The 19,496-nt window shown below is 64.8% G+C and carries 14 protein-coding genes and 1 other RNA gene; 8 read left to right on the top strand and 7 right to left on the bottom strand.

All coding sequences use genetic code 11. The features are described 5' to 3' along the window. Window positions 1-191 precede the first annotated feature (191 nt). On the bottom strand, window positions 192-1,712 hold the full coding sequence (locus H3H39_RS05880; protein WP_182152404.1) for a POT-type proton-dependent oligopeptide transporter: 1,521 nt from the start codon (window positions 1,710-1,712) through the stop codon (window positions 192-194). A gap of 203 nt (window positions 1,713-1,915) precedes the next feature. On the opposite strand from H3H39_RS05880, the gene H3H39_RS05875 reads away from it, so the two are divergent. The 4 genes from H3H39_RS05875 (at window position 1,916) to H3H39_RS05860 (ending at window position 7,644) form a co-directional block, all read left to right on the top strand. Continuing rightward, window positions 1,916-3,577 (top strand): alpha-amylase family glycosyl hydrolase, encoded by a 1,662-nt coding sequence (locus H3H39_RS05875; RefSeq protein WP_182152403.1) that lies wholly within the window; start codon window positions 1,916-1,918, stop codon window positions 3,575-3,577. A 239-nt stretch (window positions 3,578-3,816) separates the two neighbouring features. Continuing rightward, window positions 3,817-5,691, top strand: a complete 1,875-nt coding sequence (locus H3H39_RS05870) for a glucokinase (protein WP_182152402.1) — start codon at window positions 3,817-3,819, stop codon at window positions 5,689-5,691. Between the two features lie 159 nt (window positions 5,692-5,850). After that, window positions 5,851-6,378 (top strand): PadR family transcriptional regulator, encoded by a 528-nt coding sequence (locus H3H39_RS05865; protein WP_182152401.1) that lies wholly within the window; start codon window positions 5,851-5,853, stop codon window positions 6,376-6,378. Window positions 6,379-6,414: 36 nt separating this feature from the next. Next, window positions 6,415-7,644 (top strand): MFS transporter, encoded by a 1,230-nt coding sequence (locus H3H39_RS05860; RefSeq protein ID WP_182152400.1) that lies wholly within the window; start codon window positions 6,415-6,417, stop codon window positions 7,642-7,644. A 25-nt stretch (window positions 7,645-7,669) separates the two neighbouring features. Here the strand turns inward: H3H39_RS05860 and H3H39_RS05855 are convergent, their stop codons facing one another. From H3H39_RS05855 to H3H39_RS05830, 6 genes are all read right to left on the bottom strand, one after another. Continuing rightward, the gene (locus tag H3H39_RS05855) at window positions 7,670-8,245 is read right to left on the bottom strand and encodes a hypothetical protein (protein ID WP_229217882.1); all 576 of its coding nucleotides are present in this window, start codon (window positions 8,243-8,245) and stop codon (window positions 7,670-7,672) included. A 78-nt stretch (window positions 8,246-8,323) separates the two neighbouring features. Next, window positions 8,324-9,139, bottom strand: a complete 816-nt coding sequence (locus H3H39_RS05850; RefSeq protein WP_182152399.1) for a class I SAM-dependent methyltransferase — start codon at window positions 9,137-9,139, stop codon at window positions 8,324-8,326. 182 nt (window positions 9,140-9,321) lie between these two features. Then, complete coding sequence (gene groL / locus H3H39_RS05845) at window positions 9,322-10,968, bottom strand: chaperonin GroEL (protein ID WP_182152398.1); 1,647 nt, start codon at window positions 10,966-10,968, stop codon at window positions 9,322-9,324. A gap of 46 nt (window positions 10,969-11,014) precedes the next feature. Beyond that, complete coding sequence (groES, locus tag H3H39_RS05840; RefSeq protein ID WP_161015212.1) at window positions 11,015-11,305, bottom strand: co-chaperone GroES; 291 nt, start codon at window positions 11,303-11,305, stop codon at window positions 11,015-11,017. A 165-nt stretch (window positions 11,306-11,470) separates the two neighbouring features. Then, entirely contained in the window at window positions 11,471-12,925 is a 1,455-nt protein-coding gene (locus H3H39_RS05835; RefSeq protein ID WP_311196860.1) for a sensor histidine kinase, read from the bottom strand. After that, window positions 12,922-13,602, bottom strand: coding sequence for a response regulator transcription factor (locus tag H3H39_RS05830; RefSeq protein ID WP_182152397.1), 681 nt, complete (start codon window positions 13,600-13,602; stop codon window positions 12,922-12,924). Before H3H39_RS05830 ends, H3H39_RS05835 begins: the two co-directional genes overlap by 4 nt. Before the next feature lie 138 nt (window positions 13,603-13,740). Here H3H39_RS05830 and H3H39_RS05825 point away from each other — a divergent pair, with 138 nt between their 5' ends. The 4 genes from H3H39_RS05825 (at window position 13,741) to ssrS (ending at window position 19,475) form a co-directional block, all read left to right on the top strand. Next, window positions 13,741-18,471 (top strand): beta strand repeat-containing protein, encoded by a 4,731-nt coding sequence (locus tag H3H39_RS05825; RefSeq protein ID WP_182152396.1) that lies wholly within the window; start codon window positions 13,741-13,743, stop codon window positions 18,469-18,471. A 205-nt stretch (window positions 18,472-18,676) separates the two neighbouring features. Further along, window positions 18,677-18,940, top strand: coding sequence for a hypothetical protein (locus H3H39_RS05820; protein ID WP_182152395.1), 264 nt, complete (start codon window positions 18,677-18,679; stop codon window positions 18,938-18,940). Continuing rightward, the gene (locus tag H3H39_RS05815) at window positions 18,937-19,248 is read left to right on the top strand and encodes a cell division protein ZapA (RefSeq protein WP_182152394.1); all 312 of its coding nucleotides are present in this window, start codon (window positions 18,937-18,939) and stop codon (window positions 19,246-19,248) included. The genes H3H39_RS05820 and H3H39_RS05815 overlap by 4 nt, the downstream gene beginning before the upstream one ends. A gap of 47 nt (window positions 19,249-19,295) precedes the next feature. Continuing rightward, a non-coding RNA gene (gene ssrS, locus H3H39_RS05810) (6S RNA) lies at window positions 19,296-19,475 on the top strand. Window positions 19,476-19,496 lie beyond the last annotated feature (21 nt).

Below are 19,496 nucleotides of genomic sequence, written 5' to 3'. Positions count from 1 at the left end.
CGTTGTGGTTGTGTCCAGAAGCAATTGCAGGTTCTGTGCCAGCCACAAGGAGACGCCTTCGTGAACGCTAAGGTATTGATTTATATCGGCTCGCGATGGCGCGTCGCTTGGGTGCCATCAGCATTCAGGGCGGAAATCCGCCATCGGCGTGGTGCCGGATGCGGATTTCCGCCCAAGGCGGGAGGTAAGGCTCAGGCCTTGCGGTAGTGGTCCACCATGCGGTAGCTGCGCGCGTACCAGCCGAACAGGGCGGATGCGGCCAGCGCGAAGGCGGCAAAGAAGAACATCTGGAACGCGATCGGGCTGAGGCCCGTCGTGGCGATCATGGCCGTGATGCCATCGTTCTTGACGCCCGCGTTGACGATCAATACCCACAGGCTGCCGATGGTGACGGCCAGGCTCCACAAGCTCATGATGGTGCCCTTCATGGACGCTGGCGCCTGGCTGTACGCGAATTCCAGTCCCGAGGTCGACACCAGCACTTCACCGAACGTCAGCAAGGTGTAGGGCAGGATCTGCCACGCGATGGAGGTGGCCGTGCCGCCGTCCATCTGCAACTGGATGGCGCCGATCACGAGCCAGGCCAGCGACGAGAAGGCGATCCCGCCCGTCATGCGGCGCAGCGTGGTCGGTTCCCAGCCCAGGCGGCGCAGCATGGGATACAGCAGCAAGTTGTTGAACGGGATCAGCAGCATCACCAGCATGGGGTTGAGCGCCTGCATCTGCGCCGGCAGGAACCAGTCCGGCTTGCTCATGTCGTTGGCCTGTACGATCCAGGTCGAGGCCTTCTGGTCGAATAGCGACCAGAACGGCGTGACCAGCGAAAACACGATCAGGATGCGCAGCACGGCGCGCACGCCCTCGATGGTCTCGTCCGGGTGGGCGCCACGGGCCCGTTCCAGTTGCATGGCCGTGCCCATGCCGCCAAAGGCCAGCAGCAGCACCACGGCCAGGCAGGCCGCGATCACAAAGCCCCACAGGGGCGTCATGCACAGCGAAGCGACGGCGCCGGCCGCGCCCATCACCGCCACCGTCAGGCCGGGGCGGGACTGGCCGGGCTGGCGCGCCAGCAGCGCCGTGCGCGCCACCCGCAGCACGGAATGGGGATCGGCTGGCGCCGGCGGCACGTGCACGTATTTCTTGTTCCCCATCCAGAACACCAGGGTGGCGATGGCCATCAGCACGCCGGGAATGCCGAACGCCACGGCGGGACCGAAATCGCGCAGGAAGATGGGCATCAACAGCGAGGCGAAGAAGGAGCCGAAGTTGATGATCCAGTAGAAAGCGTCAAACACTACCTTGGCGCGCTTCTTGTTGGTCTGGTCGAACTGGTCGCCCATGAACGACACCACCAGCGGCTTGATGCCGCCCGAACCGAACGCGATCAGGAACAGGCCCGTGTAAAAGCCTTGCAGATTGTTCTCGAAGATGGCGAGGCAGGCGTGGCCGGCCACGTAGATCATGCTCATCCAGAAAATGGTGTTGTACTTGCCGAACAGGCGGTCGGCCAGCCAGCCACCCAGCAGGGGGAAGAAATAGACCCCGATCACAAAGGTGTGGAACACATGCTTGGCTTCACCGGCCCGCTCGGCCTGGGGCAGGAACAGCAGCAGCGTGCTGATCAGGAAGGGCGTGAGGATGTTGCGCATGCCGTAGAAGCTGAAGCGCTCGCAACCCTCGTTGGCGATGATGTAGGGGATTTGCTTCGGCATCGGGCCGTTGCCAGCCTCCAATTCCTCGTTCTGTGATCTTATTTGTGTAGTTTGACTACTAGTCATTGCTGCTCCTGCTTCCATTTAACTTTGTAAGTTATTGATTTAATTGGTTTTTGCTTGATGTTGCGAAAACCGTCTCCACGTTGAAAAATGCATACTTCTAATGTATATTGTCTACAAATTCAACATCGGGCCCTGCCATGACCAAACAACTCTCCCAGCCTGCCGATCAGCAACGCCAGTGGTGGCGCGAAGCCATCATCTATCAAGTGTATCCCCGCAGCTTCCTCGATACCAATGGCGACGGCGTGGGCGATTTGCCCGGTATTACGGCCAAGCTGGACTATATCGCATCGCTGGGCGTCGATATCGTCTGGATTTCACCGTATTTCAAGTCGCCGATGAAGGATTTCGGCTACGACGTGTCCGACTACTGCGACGTCGATCCCCTGTTCGGCACCTTGGCCGACTTCGACGCGCTGATCGCCAAGGCCCACGGCCTGGGCTTGCGCATCATGATCGACCAGGTGATGTCGCACTCGGCCGAGGAACATCCGTGGTTCAAGGAAAGCCGCGCCAGCCGCGACAATCCCAAGGCTGACTGGTATGTGTGGGCCGATCCGCTGCCGGACGGCAATCCGCCCAACAACTGGATGTCCGTGTTCGGCGGTTCGGCCTGGCAGTGGGACAGCCGCCGCCGCCAGTACTATATGCACAACTTCCTCGTCAGCCAGCCCGACCTGAATTTCCACCACCCGCAAGTGCAGCAAGCCCACCTCGATTGCCTGCGCTTCTGGCTGGAGCGCGGCGTGGACGGCATCCGCCTGGACGCCTGCAACTTCCATTTCCATGACACGCAACTGCGCAGCAATCCGCCGGCCGTCAACCGCGACACGGCCACCGTGTCCGACGTCAACCCGTACGGCATGCAGGCCCACGTGTACGACAAGAGCCGCCCGGAAAACCTGGCCTTCCTGAAAAAGCTGCGCAGCCTGCTCAACGAATACAACGCCGTCGCCATCGGTGAAGTGGGGGCCGACGATTCGCTGGCCGTGATGGCCGACTACACGGCCGACGGCGACAAGCTGCACATGGCCTACAGCTTCAACCTGCTGGTGCCGACCTGCTCGGCCCAGTACATCCGCAAGCAGGTCGAGCAGTTCGAAGCGCGCGTCAAGGGCGGCTGGGCCTCCTGGTCGGTGGGCAACCACGACGTGCAGCGCGTGGCCACCCGCTGGGGCGGCCCGGATGCGCCGGTCGCCTTCGCCAAGATGATCCTCGCCATGCAGCTCTCGCTCAAGGGCACGCCTTGCCTGTACCAGGGCGACGAGCTGGCTTTCCCGGAAGCGGACGTGCCTTACGAACTGCTGCAAGACCCGTACGGCATCACCTTCTGGCCGGAATTCAAGGGCCGTGACGGCTGCCGTACGCCGATGGCCTGGAGCGACGATGCGGCCGCGCATGGCGGCTTCACCAGCGGCAAGCCATGGCTGCCCGTGGTGGCGCCCCAGCTTGCGCGCGCCGCCTCCGTGCAGGAAAGCGATCCCGAATCGTCGCTGGCTTACACCCGCAAGTTCATCGCCTGGCGCCGCGCGCTGCCGCAGCTGACCCGTGGCGGCATCACCTTCTTCGACGCGCCGGAACCGGTGCTGGCGCTGCGGCGCGATCTGGAAGGCGAACGCGGCATCGTCGCCATCTTCAACCTGGGCGGCGACCCCGTCAGCTTCACCTTGCCGCAAGTGGCCGGGGCCGAGCAGATGCAGGGCTACGGCCTGCCCGGCCAGGTGCAAGGCGAACAGGTCAGCTTGCCGGCCTATGGCGCCTGGTTCGGCCTGGCGCCCCAAACGGACGCCAGCCGCTAGACAACAGCAAACCCCGCACAGCCAGTTTGTGCGGGGTTTTCTTCTTGGAAGTCGTTTCAAAATGCCCATGGCGTTGTTGTGGCGCCTCGCCGTGCAAGCGCACTGTCTTCGTCGCCATGCCTAGTCATGGTCATTTTGAAACAACTTCTTTAAGAACAGTATTTCGGGTATGCTTGCCGCCTTCCGGCGCGTTAACATCCAAACAAAACCCGCCGCTCAACGAATTGACTGTATCGACAATGAAACAAGCTGAAGTTGACCCGAAAATCAATCGCACCGCTTTTGCCGACGGTCCCCGCCTGCTGGCCGACATCGGCGCCACCCACGCCCGCTTCGCGCTGCAGACGGCACCCGGCGAGTTTCGCGCCGTCAGCGTGCTCAAGTGCGATGACTTCCCCGACATCGTCGCCATGCTGCGCTCCTATTTGTCGGCCCATGGCGACATCACGCTGAACCACGCGGCGCTGGCGGTGGCCAACCCCGTCAGCGGCGACCAGGTGCGCATGACCAACCGCGACTGGGAATTCTCCACCGACGAAGTGCGCCGCGCCTTGGGCTTGCACACGCTGCTGGTGGTGAACGACTTCACGGCGCTGGCCATGTCGCTGCCCGGCCTCAAACCGGCGGATTTGATGCAGGTGGGCGGCGGCGCGCCGGCCAGCAATTCCGTGATCGGCGTGCTGGGACCGGGTACGGGCCTCGGCGTGTCGGGCGTGATTCCGACCGTGGACGGCTTCGTCACGCTGGGCAGTGAAGGTGGCCACACCAACTTCGCACCGGCCGACGAGCGCGAATATTCGATCCTGCAATACGCCTGGCAAACCTGGTCGCACGTATCGACCGAACGCCTGATCTCCGGCCCCGGCATGGAAATCATCTACCGCGCCATCGCCAAGCGCAACGGCCGCCAAGTGCGCGATCTGACCAACCAGGAAATCATTGCCGGCGCGCTGACGGACAAAGACCCGCTGTGCCTGGAAGTGCTGGAATGCTTCTGCGCCATGCTGGGCGGCGCCAGCGCCAACCTGGCCGTCACGCTGGGCGCGTTCGGCGGCGTGTTCATCGGCGGCGGCATCGTGCCGCGCATGGGCGAGTGGTTCAAGACGTCGCCGTTCCGGGCCCGCTTCGAAGCCAAGGGCCGTTTCACCAGCTATTTGTCGGAAATCCCGACCTATGTGATCACCACGCCCAACCCCGCGTTCTACGGCGTGGCCACGATTCTGTCCGAACACTTGCGCGGACGCAGCGGCGCCAACACGCTGATGGAGCGCGTGCAGCACCTGCAGCACGAACTGACGCCGGCCGAACAGCGGGTGGCCAGCCTGGTGCTGGAGCAGCCGCGCCTGGTGCTCAATGAACCGATCGCCGACATCGCCCGTTTGGCCGAAGTGAGCCAGCCGACCGTGATCCGCTTCTGCCGTTCGCTGGGCTTTTTGGGCCTGGCCGACTTCAAGCTCAAGTTCGCCAGCAGCCTGACGGGCGCCATCCCCGTGCGCCACAGCCAGGTGCGGGTGAGCGACAGCACGCACGACCTGAGCGCCAAGGTGATCGACAACACCGTGTCGGCCATCTTGAAATTCCGCGACCAGCTGGACGTGCGCTCGCTGGACCGCGCCATCGCCCTGATCAGCAAGGCCAAGCGGGTCGAGTTCTACGCCATGGGCAATTCGCGTGTGGTGGCGCTGGATGGTCAGCACAAGTTCTTCCGCTTCCGCATTCCCACCTCGTCGTATGGCGATTCGCATTTGTTCGGCTTGGCGGCCGGCTTGCTGAAGGCGGGCGACGTGGTGATCGCCATCTCCAATTCCGGCAAGCTGCCCGACCTGCTGGACGCAGTGGACACGGCCCGCGCGGCCGGCGCCGACGTCATCGCCATCACGGCCAGCAACTCGCCGCTGGCCAAGAAGGCCACGGTTTGCCTGGCGGTGGACCACAGCGAGGACAGCACGACCTTCCTGTCGATGATCTCGCGCATCCTGCAATTGCTGCTGATCGATATCCTGTCGGTGGGCATTTCACTGGACGCCCAGAACGCCGAATTGGTGCTGGAGCGCAAAGGCGAGGGCATCGAATCGGAAACCCGCCGCCTGCTGATCTCCCACCTCGACAGCTAAAACACTGCTCACCAGCAAAATCGGGGACGGACTCCGGTTTTCCCATGTGGGAAAACCGGAGTCCGTCCCCGATTTTGCTTTGGTTACAATTTTTTGCTTGAACTCTGCCGGAATACGTTTACGATATATCTTATTCCGATATATCTTATGGAGTTCCCCATGTTCCGATTCCTGCACGGTTCCCATCGTTTTCATTCGCTCATGCACGGCCACCACGGCGGCGGGCGCGGCCACGGGCGCGGGCCGAAGATGTTCGACGCCGGCGCCATGCGCTATGTGGTGCTGCAACTGATCGCGGAAAAACCGCGTCATGGCTATGAGATCATCAAGGAACTGGAGCAACGCTCCGGCGGCGGTTACACGCCCAGCCCCGGCGCCATCTACCCGCTGCTGTCCATGCTGCTGGACATGGGCCATGTGTCGGCTACGGCCGACGGCAACAAGAAACTGCACACCATTACCCCCGAAGGTGAGGCTTTCCTGGCCGAGAACCGCCAGTTCGTGGACGCCATCCTGGCCCGCATGGGCGAACCGTGCGATGCGCGCGGCGATATCCGCAACCTCATGCATGAACTGCGCAATGTGGTCCATGCGCGCGCCCGCGATGGCCAGCCCGACCCGGCCCGGCTGGAGCAGGTGCGCGCCATCCTGCGCCGCGCCCTCGCCGACATCGGGGCGCTGGACTGACAGCTGCGTCCCCTCACTTTCCAAGGACAATAATAAGTGACAACCATCCTGACTCCCGCGCGCGAGCGCAACGTGCTGTGGCTGCTGGCCCTCACGCAATTCACCGTCATCATGGACTACATGGTCATGATGCCGCTGGCGCCCCAGCTGATGCGGGCCTTCTCCATTTCACCCGCGGCCGTGTCGGGCGCGGTGTCGGCCTATGCCTGGTGCGCCGGGCTGTCCGGCTTGCTGGCGGCCACCTATATCGACCGCTTCGACCGCAAGCGCTTGCTGCTGACGGTGTTCATGCTGATCACGCTGTCCAACCTGGCCTGCGCGCTGGCGCCGGACTTCGCCACCCTGGTGTGGTCGCGCGCCTTCGCGGGCCTCACGGGCGGCGTGCTGGGCGCCATCGGCCAGGCCATCATCGGCGACCTGATTCCCGCCCAGCGCCGCGGTGCGGCCATGGGGATCGTGATGACCTCGTTCAGCATGGCGGCCGTGGCGGGCGTCCCCACCGGCATCATGCTGGCGGCCCACTTTGGCTGGGCCTCGCCGTTCTATCTGCTGGTGCTGTTGTCGCTGCTGGTGTGGCTGGCCGCCAGCGGCGTGCTGCCGTCGTTGCGGGGGCACCTGAGCCAAAATACGCCGCTGGCCGAGGTGCTGCCCAATCTGTTCGGCCTGTTCCGCGTGCCGCGCCATCTGCGGGCCTTCCTGCTGTCGGTGCTGAACATGATGGCGGGCATGCTGATCATCCCCTTCATCTCGCCCGTGCTGGTGGGGAACCTGGGAATCGAACCGGCGCAGATCACCTACGTCTACCTGGCTGGCGGTTGCGTTACGCTGTTCACCGCGCGCCTGATCGGGGTGTGGTCGGACCGGGCCGGCAAGCCGCAGGTGTACCGCTACGTGGCCCTGTTCTCCGCGCTGTGCTTCCTGTTCATCACGCACTTGCCGCAGTTGCCCTTGCTGGCCGTGATGGCGTTCTTCCCGTTCTTCATGTTGTCCGTATCGGGCCGCAATATCCCGCTGCAGGCGCTGATGACGACCATCCCGGAACCATCCAGCCGCGGCGCCTTCCTCAGCGTCAACTCGGCCTTGCAGCAACTGGGCAGCGGCCTGGGCGCCTTGCTGGGCGGGCTGACCTTGCAGACCGACAGCGCCGGCCATATCGCCGGCTACGGCATCAACGGCTGGATCGCGGCCGGGATCACGGTGCTGACGGTGACGTGGATAGGGCAGGTGAGCGGCGCCAGCCAGGCGGGCGCGCGTTCGGCCGCCTGAGTGGCGGCAGGGCGCTGGCGCCCTTTCAGCCGTCGACGCCGCTGCGGTTGGCGGGCTGCTTTTCCTTGCGCCACCGTTCCAGGCTGAGCAGCTCGTCGCTGGCCAGGTCTTCCACCAGGATTTCATCGTCGGTGGTGGACAGCAGGAAGCTTTCCCAGCGCAGCGCCGCCTCTTCGCTGTTTTCCACGAAGCTGAATTGCCAGTAACTCTTGCCGCGCACGGTGCGCAGGGCGGCATCGTATTCGATCAGGGCGCCATGGGTCTTGCCGCCCGACTGCTTTTCCAGCAACGCGGACCAGGCTTGCAGTTCGGGTAGCGCCATCAGCGCGGCGGCGGCTTGCTCCTTGCTGCGGCTGGCGTGCGCGGGCGCCGCCGGCGTGGCCGTAGCGGCCGCCGGGCTGGCAGTGGCAGTGGCGGGGGCGGGCGCCGGCGCCGGCGCCGGTGCCGTCGCGGCGGTTGCCGACGCGGCCGGCATCGTTGGCGCCGGCGGCGTGCCCGCCACGGCCGGGAGCAGCCAGTAGCTGCCCACGCCCGCGGTCAGTGCGCCCGTCAGCGCGGCGACGATGGTGGTGCGGCGGGAAAGTGGGGCGCGGAATGCCATGGACGGGAGAGCGGGGCGGCGTGCAGGTTGAAAGCGGCCATACTAAAGCAAAGCCCGCCTGCGGGCAATGCGGCGGGTTCAGGGCGCTTGCTGTTTCAACAGCAGACAGGAGATGTGCTGGGCCAGCAATCCCGGCCCCACGCCCAGCGCGGCGGCGACCCACAGCAGCGGCTGCAGCAGGTGCGGCGAGGTGCCCATGCCACGCCGCGAACGGGCGAAATAGTTGTCGGCGCTGGCCGTATCCAGGTTGCGGTAGTGGGGGCCGAAGCCGTGGCGCGCCGTCCAGGGCCACACGCCGCGCTGCAGCGGCTTGCCCCACAGGCGGTCGCACGCGCGCGGCAGGTAGTTGATGAGCCAGTTGCCCGTGTGCGCCTCGCGCGGCCACAGGCGGTTGCTGGTGCCCGTCAGCAGGATGGCGCCGCCGGGCGCCAGCACGCGGTCCAGTTCGCGCTGCACGGCGCGCTGCTCGTCGGCGGCCACATATTCGAGCACGCTGTTGCAGGCGATCAGCTGGAACTGGCCGTCCGCGAACGGCAGCCGGCAGGAATCGGGCACATGGATGAAGTCGATGCCGTCCACGCCGTAGCGCGCCGCGTTCAGGCGCGCCAGCGTGACCCAGTCGGCCGCGATGTCGGTGGCGCACACGCGTGCGCCAAGGTAGGCGAACAGGATGGCCGAGGCGCCCACGTTGCAGCCGAATTCCAGCACGGACAAGCCTTCCAGCCGCAGCGGCAGAAGGTCGAGCACCAGCCGCAAATGATCCCATTCGTAATCGACGTAGCCACCCACCCACGGGTCGCACGGGCGCAGGCCCAGCTTGCGGGCCTGTTCTTCGAACGCCAACTGTTTGTCCTGGCTGGCGATGGTGGGGCGCGCCGCGTTGCTGTGTTCCATGCTCCCTCCGCGCGGCGTCCGGCCGCCGCTGGCGTCCACTATAAGGGCGCGGCAGCGCGCCGCTTTTGTGCCCGCGCAAAAAGAAATCGGGGACGTAACACAATAAACAATTGTGTTACGTCCCCGATCAGGGTATTGCGCGCAGCGGGCTGCGGTGCTCCCGGCATGCCGGGAGCCGGCGATTACATCATGCCGTCCATGCCGCCCATGCCACCCATACCGCCCATGCCGCCCATGCCGCCAGCTGCTTTGTCTTCAGCGATTTCAGCAACCATGCAGTCGGTGGTCAGCATCAGGCCGGCGATCGACGCGGCGTTCTGCAGTGCCGAGCGGGTCACTTTGGCTGGATCCAGCACGCCCATTTCGACCATGTCGCCGTAGGTGCCGTTGGCGGCGTTGTAGCCGTAGTTGCCTTTGCCAGCCAGCACGGCGGCCACGACCACCGACGCTTCTTCACCGGCGTTCTGCACGATCATGCGCAGTGGCTCTTCCATGGCGCGCAGCACGATCTTGATGCCGGCTTCCTGGTCGGCGTTGTCGCCTTTCACGTTCAGGGCAGCGCGGGCACGCAGCAGGGCAACGCCGCCGCCTGGCACAATGCCTTCTTCCACAGCAGCGCGGGTAGCGTGCAGGGCGTCTTCCACGCGGGCTTTCTTCTCTTTCATTTCGACTTCGGTGGCAGCGCCAACCTTGATCACGGCAACACCGCCGGCCAGCTTGGCCACGCGCTCTTGCAGTTTTTCACGGTCGTAGTCCGAGGTCGCTTCTTCGATCTGCACGCGGATCTGCTTGACGCGGCCTTCGATGCCGGCAGCTTCGCCAGCGCCGTCGATGACGATGGTGTTTTCCTTGCCCACTTCGATGCGCTTGGCTTGGCCCAGTTCGGCCAGCGAGATTTTTTCCAGGGTCAGGCCAACTTCTTCAGCCACTACCTGGCCACCGGTCAGGATGGCGATGTCTTCCAGCATGGCTTTGCGACGGTCGCCGAAGCCTGGGGCTTTCACGGCGCAGGTCTTCAGGATGCCGCGGATGTTGTTGACCACCAGGGTCGCCAGCGCTTCGCCTTCGATGTCTTCAGCGATGATCAGCAGTGGACGGCCAGCCTTGGCAACTTGTTCCAGTACCGGCAGCAGGTCGCGGATGTTGGAGATCTTCTTGTCGCACAGCAGCACGAACGGGTTTTCCAGGATGGCGACTTGCTTTTCCTGGTTGTTGATGAAGTATGGCGACAGGTAGCCGCGGTCGAACTGCATACCTTCCACGATGTCCAGCTCGTCGTTCAGCGACTTGCCGTCTTCCACGGTGATGACGCCTTCCTTGCCCACTTTTTCCATCGCTTCAGCGATACGCTCGCCGATCGAGGAATCCGAGTTGGCCGAGATCGAACCAACCTGGGCGATTTCCTTGGTGGTGGTGCAAGGACGGGCGATGGCGGCGATCTGCTCGACGGTGGCGGCGACAGCTTTGTCGATACCGCGCTTCAGGTCCATCGGGTTCATGCCGGCGGCCACGAACTTCATGCCTTCGCGCACGATGGCCTGGGCCAGCACGGTCGCGGTGGTGGTGCCGTCACCGGCGTTGTCGCTGGTGCGGGAAGCGACTTCCTTGACCATTTGCGCGCCCATGTTCTGCAGCTTGTCTTTCAGTTCGATTTCCTTGGCGACCGACACGCCGTCCTTGGTCACGGTAGGGGCGCCGAACGAGCGCTCCAGCACCACGTTGCGGCCTTTCGGGCCCAGGGTGACTTTGACTGCGTTGGCCAGAACGTTGACGCCTTCGACCATTTTGGCGCGCGCTGCGTCGCCGAAGATTACTTCTTTAGCTGCCATGTTGTTTTCTCCTGAATTTCGTGGAATTTATTGGGGCGGTGACCAATTACTTGGTGACGATCGCCATGATGTCTTCTTCGCGCATGACCATCAGTTCCTGGCCGTCGATCTTGACGGTCTGGCCGGCGTATTTGCCGAACAGGACGCGGTCGCCGACTTTGACGTCCAGCGGACGCACTTTGCCGTCATCGAGAATCTTGCCATTGCCGACGGCCAGCACTTCGCCTTGGTCCGGTTTTTCAGCAGCCGCATCAGGGATGATCAGGCCAGATGCCGTTTTGGTTTCCTGGTCCAGGCGTTTGACGATGACGCGATCGTTCAAGGGGCGAAGGTTCATACAAAACTCCTATCAATGGGTTATTGCTAAATGAATCACAAAGGCTGTTGTTGTCGTTGTAACAGCGGAAATCGTTGTTAGCACTCCTCGCTAACGAGTGCCAATTATAGGGACGGTGTTGGGCTATTTCAAGACAAACTTGGCAAACTGTTTGCGCGGCCCCGCTCAAACGGCGGGCAGGGTGAGCCGGAAGCAGACCTGGCCCGCCACCGGCGCGGCCAAGTCCAGCGTGCCTCCGTGGGCCACGGCGATGTCGCGCGCCAGCGACAGACCCAGCCCCACGCCGGGCACGCGGCGCTGGTGGGCCTGGTCGGCCCGGTAGAAGCGGTCGAACAGGCGGAGCCGGTGTTCGGCCGCGATGCCGTTGGAGGCGTTGGCCACGTCGATCACCCAATGGCCATCCTTGGCACGGGCGGCCAGCGAGATCCAGCCGCCCGGCGAGCCGTATTTGACGGCGTTGCTGACCAGGTTCTGCAGCACCTGCCCCAGCAGCTCGGCATCGCCCCGCACGCCGATGCGATCGGGCAGCGCCAGGTGCAGCGGGCGCTCGACGTCCAGCAGGCTGATATCCTCGGCCAGTTCGTCCAGCGTGGCGCGCAGATTGAGCGGGCACAGGGGAATGGCCAGCTGACCGGCGTCGGCCCGCGCCAGCAGCAGCAATTTGCGCACGATGCTGTCCAGCCGGCGCACTTCGTCCAGCATGTCGGCCAGTCCCTGTTCCAGCACCGGGTCGGCGCCGGCTCCGGCGCGGGCGAAGTGGCGTTCCAGCTCGCCCTGCAGGATGGCCAGCGGGGTCTTCAATTCATGGGCGGCATCGCCGGAAAAGCGGGCCGCTTGCAGGAAGCTGCGCTGCAGCCGGTCCAGCATGGCGTTGAATACGGTCACCAGCTGGGCGAATTCCACGTCCTCCTCGGCGGCCGAGACGCGCTGGTCCAGCTGGTTGGCGTCCAGCCCCACGATCACGTCCGTCAAATGCCGCACCGGGCGCATGGCCCGGCCGGCCAGATACCAGGCCAGTGCGCCGATCAGGGCCGCCAGCACCAGCACGGCCACGCCAAAGCGGGTCAGGCTGGCGCGCAGCTGGGCGTCCGACAGGTTGCGGTTGACCCCGACCCAGATGGTGACCGGGCCGGAGCTGGCCTGGCCGATGCGCCAGCTGCGGCCGGCGCCGTCCATCGTGTGCAGGCCGGCGCCATCCGGCAGCCCGGCGCCGTCCAGTTCGCGCGGCCAGCCTGGGCTACGGTACAACGGGCCGAGGCGGGCGTCGTCCACCCGCAGGATGGCGTAGGCTTCCGTGGTGCCGTCCGGCGCGAAGGCGCTGAAGCTGGCGTTGAGCTGGGCGTCCGTGGCCGGCCACAGGGCCTGCGGCGTGGCCTGGAAGCCGGGTCCGGCCAGGTGGGCCGACAGCATGCGGTCGATGATGGTGGCGCGGCGGTGGACGATGGTCAGGCTGGCGGCCACAGACAGCGCCAGGATGCCGGCCAGCGCGGTGGCGGTGGCCGTCAACGCGATGCGCAGGCGGAATGAGCGCAGGCGGAACATCGACCGGCGCACGCCCGCGTCCGTCCCGGTGCCAGCTCCCGCGCTCACGCCCGCGCCGACGCCATCGCCATCTCTCACGCGGTCGCGTCCGGCTTGCGCAGGCGGTAGCCGACACCGCGCACAGCCTCGATCGCCACCGCTTCGGGCAATTCCAGCTTTTTGCGCAGGCGCTGCATGCACACGTCCACCATATTGGTTTGCGGCTCGAAATCGTAGCCCCACACATGTTCCAGGATCTGGGTGCGGGTATAGACCCGGCCGGGCGAGCGCATCAGGTATTCCATCAGGTTGAATTCGCGGCTGGTCAGTTCCACGGCGCGGCCAGCCACCTCGGCCACCCGGGTCAGCCGGTCCAGCCGCACCGGCCCCACCGTCACCATGTTCTGCCGTTCGCCGTTGACCCGGCGCAGCAGCGCATGGATGCGCGCCAGCAGTTCCTCCACATAGAACGGTTTGGCCAGGTAATCGTCGGCGCCCAGGTTCAGGCCCGTGAGGCGGTCGTCCAGCTCGTTGCGCGCCGTGAGCAGGATCACGGGCGTATCGCGCCCTTCGCGGCGCATGGCTTTCAGGATGGCCAGGCCGTCGCGGCCGGGCACCATCACGTCCAGCAGCACCACGTCGTAGTCGCGGGTGAGCGCGTAGTCATGGCCGATGTTGCCATCTTCGCAATGTTCGACCAGGAAACCGTGTTCGCGCAGGCCGGCGCACACGAAACTGGCGATGCGGCTTTCATCTTCAACTAGCAGAACTTTCATGTGCGGCATTGTCCGGCCTGGCCCCGGCGCCGTCAATCACGGCGTTCGATTACAGCGCTGTAATCGAATTGTTTGGTTAGATGTCATCTTCTATTGATTCAATGCAAGTGTCATAAAACCACTTACAAGGGGAAATAGATGAGTGTAGGCAGCTGGCTGAAAAAACATGTGGTCAAGCCTATTGAAAAGGCGGTCGACAAGGTGGGCGACACGGTCAAGGACCTGGGGAGCGACCTCACCAGCATCGGTGACGCGTTCGACGAGATCGGCAACGACATGGCGGACGTGGCCAAGAAGATCAGCGAACTGGGCTACACCAAGAAAAGCCTGGGCAATGGCGACAATAATTACACGGCCAGTTCGCTGGGCGCCAACATCATCCACGGCGACGGCGGCAACGACACCATCACCGTCACGGCCGGTGCCTATAACAACCTGTACGGCGACGACGGCAACGACACCATCGTCGTCAAGGTGGGCGGCTACAACCGCATCGACGGCGGCAATGGCGACGACACCATCCGTGTCGACGTGGGCGCCTACAACAAGATCAGCGGCGGCGCCGGCAACGACTCGGTGACCGTGGCGGCCGGCGCGGCGGCCGATGTCGACCTGGGCGACGGCAACAACAGCCTGTCCATCAACAGCGCCTACAACCACATCAACGGCGGCAACGGCAACGACCGCGTCACGGCCAACGGCGGCTGGAACCAGATCGACCTCGATGGCGGCGACAACACCGTCACCGCCAACGGCGGCGCCAACAACGTTTCCATCGACGGCGGCAACGATAACATCACCGTCAATGGCGCTTCCAACGTGGTCAACGCGGGCGACGGCTGGAACGTGGTCCACGCCGGCGGCGCCTCCAACGTCATCAACACCGGCAAGGATGCCGACAACGTGACGGCCGACGGCGCCAGCAACGTGATCCACACCAACGGCGGCGACGACACCATCACCGTCAAGGCGGCCAGCAACGTGATCGACGCGGGCGAGGGCACCAACACCGTCAACGCCGAGGGCGGCAACAACAACATCACGGCCGGCGCGGGTGACGACACCATCACCGCCAACGGCGGCGCCAACCAGGTCCAGGCCGGCAACGGCAACAACCACGTGACCCTGGGCGGCGCGGCCAACAAGCTGACCACCGGCACGGGCTGGGATGTGGTGACGGCCAACGGCGGCGCCAATATCATCAACGTGGGCGAGGGCAATAACAACGTCACCTTGAACGGTGCCAGCAACACGCTCAACGCCGGCGCCGGCAACGACGCGATCACCGCCAACGGCGGCGCCAACGTGATCGACGGGGGCGCGGGCAACAATACGGCCAAGCTGAACGGTGCGGCCAACGTCTACAAGGGCGGCGCCGGTGTCGACCAGGTCACCGCGTACGGCGGCGCCAACGTGCTGACCGTCGGCGGCGGCAACGACAACGTACTGGCCGCCGGTGGCGCCAACGTGGTCACGGCCGGCACGGGCAACGACACCATCGTCACGCTGGGCGGCGCCAACGTTATCACGGCCAATGACGGTAACGACAACCTGGTGGCCGGCGGCGGCGCCAACGTTGTTATCGACGATGGCGGCAACAGCAACCTGGTGCTGGGTGGCTTGCTCAACATCGCCTACACTGGCGGCGCCGGCAACAAGGTGGCCGCGCTGGGCGACAGCAATGCGCTGGTCAGCAACCAGGGCGGCAATATCGAAGCGGCGCTGGGCGTGAACAACGCGCTGCTGGCCAACGGCAGCGGCAATACCCTGCTGGGCCTGGGGGCCGCCAACCTGGTGGCCAGCACCGTTGGCGGCGACACCGTCGTCACGCTGGGCGGCACCAACGTGGTGTTGACGGAACTGGGCGGCATGGTCAAGGCGGCCACCGGCGGCCTGGGTAAAGTGCTGGCCGATGTCATGCCCAGCGCGGGTGCGGCCAAGGCCATCAGCAACGCCACCGCCAAGCTGGCGGCCGGCATCAACAGCGGCGCCGGCAATGATGTGGTGGTGGCCGTGGGCGGCAACAACGTGGTCTACACGGGCGCCGGCAAGGATATCGTGACGGCGGCTGGCGGCAACAACATCGTGCTGGCCAATGGCGGCGACAACATCACCACCGCGCTGGGCGGCAATAACATCGTCGTCAACACGGCCGGTAACAACGTGGTGACGGCGGCCGGCTCCGTCAACGTCATCGTCACCGGCCTCGGTGATGGCCTGGCGGACGTGAGCAGCAAGCTGTCCAGCGCCGCCGGCGGCGCCGTCACCAAGGCCGCAGCCACCTTCATCGGCAGCACGCTGGCCCACGGCGACGGCAACGACGTGGTCAGCACGGTCGGCTCCACCAACGTGGTCTACACCGGCAGCGGCAGCGACGTGGTGACGGCCATCGGCGCCAACAACGTGGTGTGGAGCGGCACCGGCAACGACGTGGTGACGGCTTTCGGTGCGCGCAACGTGCTGTGGGGCGATGCCGGCGCCGACACGCTGACGGCGGTGGGTGCCAACAACCTGCTGGCCAGCGGCGACTACAAGGAAACGGCGGCCACCGCCGTGGGCCTGGTCGATGCGCTCGCCTCCGGCGTGGCCGCCACCGACCTGGTGGGCAAGGCTGGCCTGAGCGGCGCGGCCAGCGGCCAGTCCGGCCATGACGCCATGACGGCCTTCGGCAAGAACAATGTGCTGGTGGGCGGCAGCGCCGACACGGTGGCCACCGCCGTGGGCGTGAACAACCTGGTGCTGACGGGCGCCGGCAACGATGTGGTGACGGCCATTGGCAGCAAGTCGGGCATCGTCACCGGCAGCGGCAACGATGTGGTTACCGTGGCCGGCACCTACAACGTGGTGGCGGCGGGCGAGGGCAACAACGTCGTCACGGCGATCGGCAAGGGCAATGTGATCGAAGGCGGCAGCGGCAACGACGTGCTGACGGCGCTGTCGTTCGGTTCGGCCGCCAAGAACGTCAACGTCAACGGCAACCTGCTGGTGACGGGCGACGGTAATAACGTCGTGACGGTGGTGGGCGCGGACAATGCCGTCATCGGCGGCAGCGGCAAGGACACGCTGGTGATGATCGGTGTGGGCGGCGACGGCACCAGCACCAACACCAGCCAGCCGGAAGGCTCGGACCTGACCACCGCCAGCACCACCAAGGGCAACGTGCAGTTGAACCTGGCCTGGACCGGCGCCGGCAACGATACGGCCGTGGTCTACGGCCAGCACAACGTGGTGCTGTCGGACGCCGGCGACGACTTCCTGGTGGTGCTCAACAGCGGCAGCAAATTGAGCTACAACAGCAGCACCACCCAGGCCGTGGAAGGTGGCGACAGTGTGCAGACCAGTTCCACCAAAGTCAGCATCGACACCGGCATGAACTTCGTGCACGCCGGCGACGGCAACGACACCGTGATCCTGGCCGGCACCACCACCATCGGCATGGGCGGCAACGGCGACGACCTGATCGTCTCGTCCGGCCAGAACAACGTGGCCATTGGCGGCGCCGGCAACGACACCATCATCGGCCTGGCCGAGATCACCGTGTTCAACGCGGCCGAGGCGGTGGTGGAGAACGACTACGAGTCGGCCGGCGACTGGGTCAGCGCGGCCATGAACGCCAACTTCATCCGCTCGCAATACAAGTCGCTGGCCAGCGGCGACCTGGGCAAGCTGAACCTGGTGGGCAATGTGATCGTCGGCGGCGACGGCGACGACACCATCCTCGCCACCAACGCCGGTTCCTACGTGGGCGGCGGCAAGGGCAACGACACCATGATGGGTCTGGGCTGGGGCGTGATCGACCATCTGCTGGTGGGCAAGGCCAACGCGCTCAACGCCGCCTGGACCGATGCCGGCAAGGGCTTCGACGCCGTCAGCAAATACCTGAACGGCATGACCGACGATATCGCCAAGCAGTGGAGCGGCATGGCCGACAGCATGAAGGCGGAACTGGCCAAGGACACGGCCAACGCCGGCAAACTGGTCGACGGCTTGAACAGCACGGCCAACAGTGCCCTGTCGGCCGTGACCAAGACGGCCGGCGTGGGCTCGGCCGACTTCGACATCGCCACCCCGCTGAAATCGGCGCTGGATTCGGCCAAGAGCGGCTTGAACACGGCCATCAACGGCATCAGCACCGGGGTGGACGCGGTGGCCGACGCCGACGTGGGCACGGCCTTGTCGGACGCCGTGTCGTGGCTGGGCGGCGCGCTCAAGACGGCCTCCAACGCCAGCGGCGACGGCGTGGACTGGCTGACCAAGAACCTGGGCGTCAACCTGCACTTGAGCGATTTCCAGGGTGCCGACTTCTTCCTCGCCGGCGCCATGGCCTATGCGCTCGGTTACAAGTACGCGGGCAATAACCGCCTGTTCGGCGGCGACGGCGACGACACCTTCTACAGCGGCATGGGCAACGATGCGCTGTACGGCGGCAGCGGCAAGGACACCTATGTGATGTCGATGGGCGACGGCAAGGACACGGTGCACGAAGTGGCCGGCGGTAACGACGTGCTCAAGTTCACCGGCAACAAGCTGTTCAGCACCGTGGCCATCGCGGCCGACCACGTCAAGGCCAACATCGACGGCAGCGACCTGGTGATCAACTATGTGGACGGCGGCAAATCGTATGCCCAGTTCACGGTGCTCGATTACGCCAAGGTCAATGTCAGCGAACTGGATCTGGTGGACGCCTCGGGCAAGCTGGTGGCGGCGCTCGCCATGGCCGACCTGATCGCGCAGGCCGACCATGGCAGCAGCCCGTACGACATGGCCACCACCTGGACGGCCGACCGTCTGCACACCTTCGCCGACCTGCTGGAAGCGTCGCTCACGGGCGGCAGCAGCGCGGTGCAGCTGGTGGGGGTGCACGCCTGAGTGTATCCCTGAGTACGCCCCCGGGTGGGTCACCCGGGCTCTGATTGAAACAGCAACTTTTCGGGCCGGGCCGGCGCGCGTCAGCGATGCCGCCCCCGGCCCGTGTGTTGCCGTCTGTTCCCTTTCCTGCCTTGCCTCAAAAATATGCGTGTTCTCTACCGTGTAGCGGTTGACGCAGCTTCGCAAGCCATCCTATAGTGACGGGATGATTTCAGAATTCCAAGAACTTTCCCACAAAATCGACCAGTTGGCCGAGATGACCCAGGCCCTGCGCCGCGAGAATGCCCAGTTGCGTCAAGCCAACGCCGCATTGGTGGTGGAGAACATCGGTTACCAGAAGCGCCTGAGCGAAGCGCACAGCCGCGTCTCGGCCCTGCTGGAACAGATCCCCGCGCTCGACGCCGCCGGTGAAACTGACGCCGACGCCGACGCCGCCAGCGCGATGCCTGACCAGGAGCACAATCAATGAAGCAGCTGGACGTCACGATCATGGGCCAGTCCTACCGGCTGATGTGCAAGGCCGACGAGGAGCGTGCGTTGAGCGAGGCGGCCGCCTTCCTGGACAAGAAGATGTGCGCCATCCGCGACGCCGGCAAAGTCAAGGGCAACGACCGGATCGCCGTGATGGCGGCGCTGGGCGTGGCGGCTGAATTCCTGTCCGTGAAAGCGCCGCAGGGACCATTGTCGGACTTGTCTATACTGGAAGTGCAGCAGAAGATCGCGGCCATGAACCAGGTGCTCGATAGCGCGCTGACGCCGCAAGAAACCTTATTTTAGTTTGCGAAACGCCTTCCCCAAAACGGGGTAAAGAGAGTAAACTCCGTGTCACCCTGCAGTGTTCGCGAATGCCATATATTCCTTGAACCATTTATGTGCATCGGTCGCGGGATTTTGTTTGGTGGGCGTGAGCGTCGCTAGTCCGACGAACCCGAAATTGAACTAACTGTGACCACCTTGAACCATCAGGTTCGGGATGCCGGCAGAACGGCACAGGCGGGGCTTGAATTCAGAAAAAGCGGTTGCGA

It is taken from the genome of Rugamonas apoptosis, assembly GCF_014042355.1.
Lineage (GTDB): Bacteria > Pseudomonadota > Gammaproteobacteria > Burkholderiales > Burkholderiaceae_D > Rugamonas > Rugamonas apoptosis.
The sequence above is the reverse complement of the archived record's forward strand: the minus strand, read 5'-3'. Positions and strand labels throughout refer to the sequence as shown.

Excerpts from the sequence above, each read along its gene's own strand:
- H3H39_RS05880 (WP_182152404.1), bottom strand. The coding sequence starts at position 1,712 with ATGCCGAAGCAAATCCCCTACATCATCGCCAACGAGGGTTGCGAGCGC.
- H3H39_RS05875 (WP_182152403.1), top strand. The coding sequence starts at position 1,916 with ATGACCAAACAACTCTCCCAGCCTGCCGATCAGCAACGCCAGTGGTGG.
- H3H39_RS05870 (WP_182152402.1), top strand. The coding sequence starts at position 3,817 with ATGAAACAAGCTGAAGTTGACCCGAAAATCAATCGCACCGCTTTTGCC.
- H3H39_RS05865 (WP_182152401.1), top strand. The coding sequence starts at position 5,851 with ATGTTCCGATTCCTGCACGGTTCCCATCGTTTTCATTCGCTCATGCAC.
- H3H39_RS05855 (WP_229217882.1), bottom strand. The coding sequence starts at position 8,245 with ATGGCATTCCGCGCCCCACTTTCCCGCCGCACCACCATCGTCGCCGCG.
- H3H39_RS05850 (WP_182152399.1), bottom strand. The coding sequence starts at position 9,139 with ATGGAACACAGCAACGCGGCGCGCCCCACCATCGCCAGCCAGGACAAA.
- groL (WP_182152398.1), bottom strand. The coding sequence starts at position 10,968 with ATGGCAGCTAAAGAAGTAATCTTCGGCGACGCAGCGCGCGCCAAAATG.
- groES (WP_161015212.1), bottom strand. The coding sequence starts at position 11,305 with ATGAACCTTCGCCCCTTGAACGATCGCGTCATCGTCAAACGCCTGGAC.
- H3H39_RS05830 (WP_182152397.1), bottom strand. The coding sequence starts at position 13,602 with ATGAAAGTTCTGCTAGTTGAAGATGAAAGCCGCATCGCCAGTTTCGTG.
- H3H39_RS05825 (WP_182152396.1), top strand. The coding sequence starts at position 13,741 with ATGAGTGTAGGCAGCTGGCTGAAAAAACATGTGGTCAAGCCTATTGAA.
- H3H39_RS05820 (WP_182152395.1), top strand. The coding sequence starts at position 18,677 with ATGATTTCAGAATTCCAAGAACTTTCCCACAAAATCGACCAGTTGGCC.
- H3H39_RS05815 (WP_182152394.1), top strand. The coding sequence starts at position 18,937 with ATGAAGCAGCTGGACGTCACGATCATGGGCCAGTCCTACCGGCTGATG.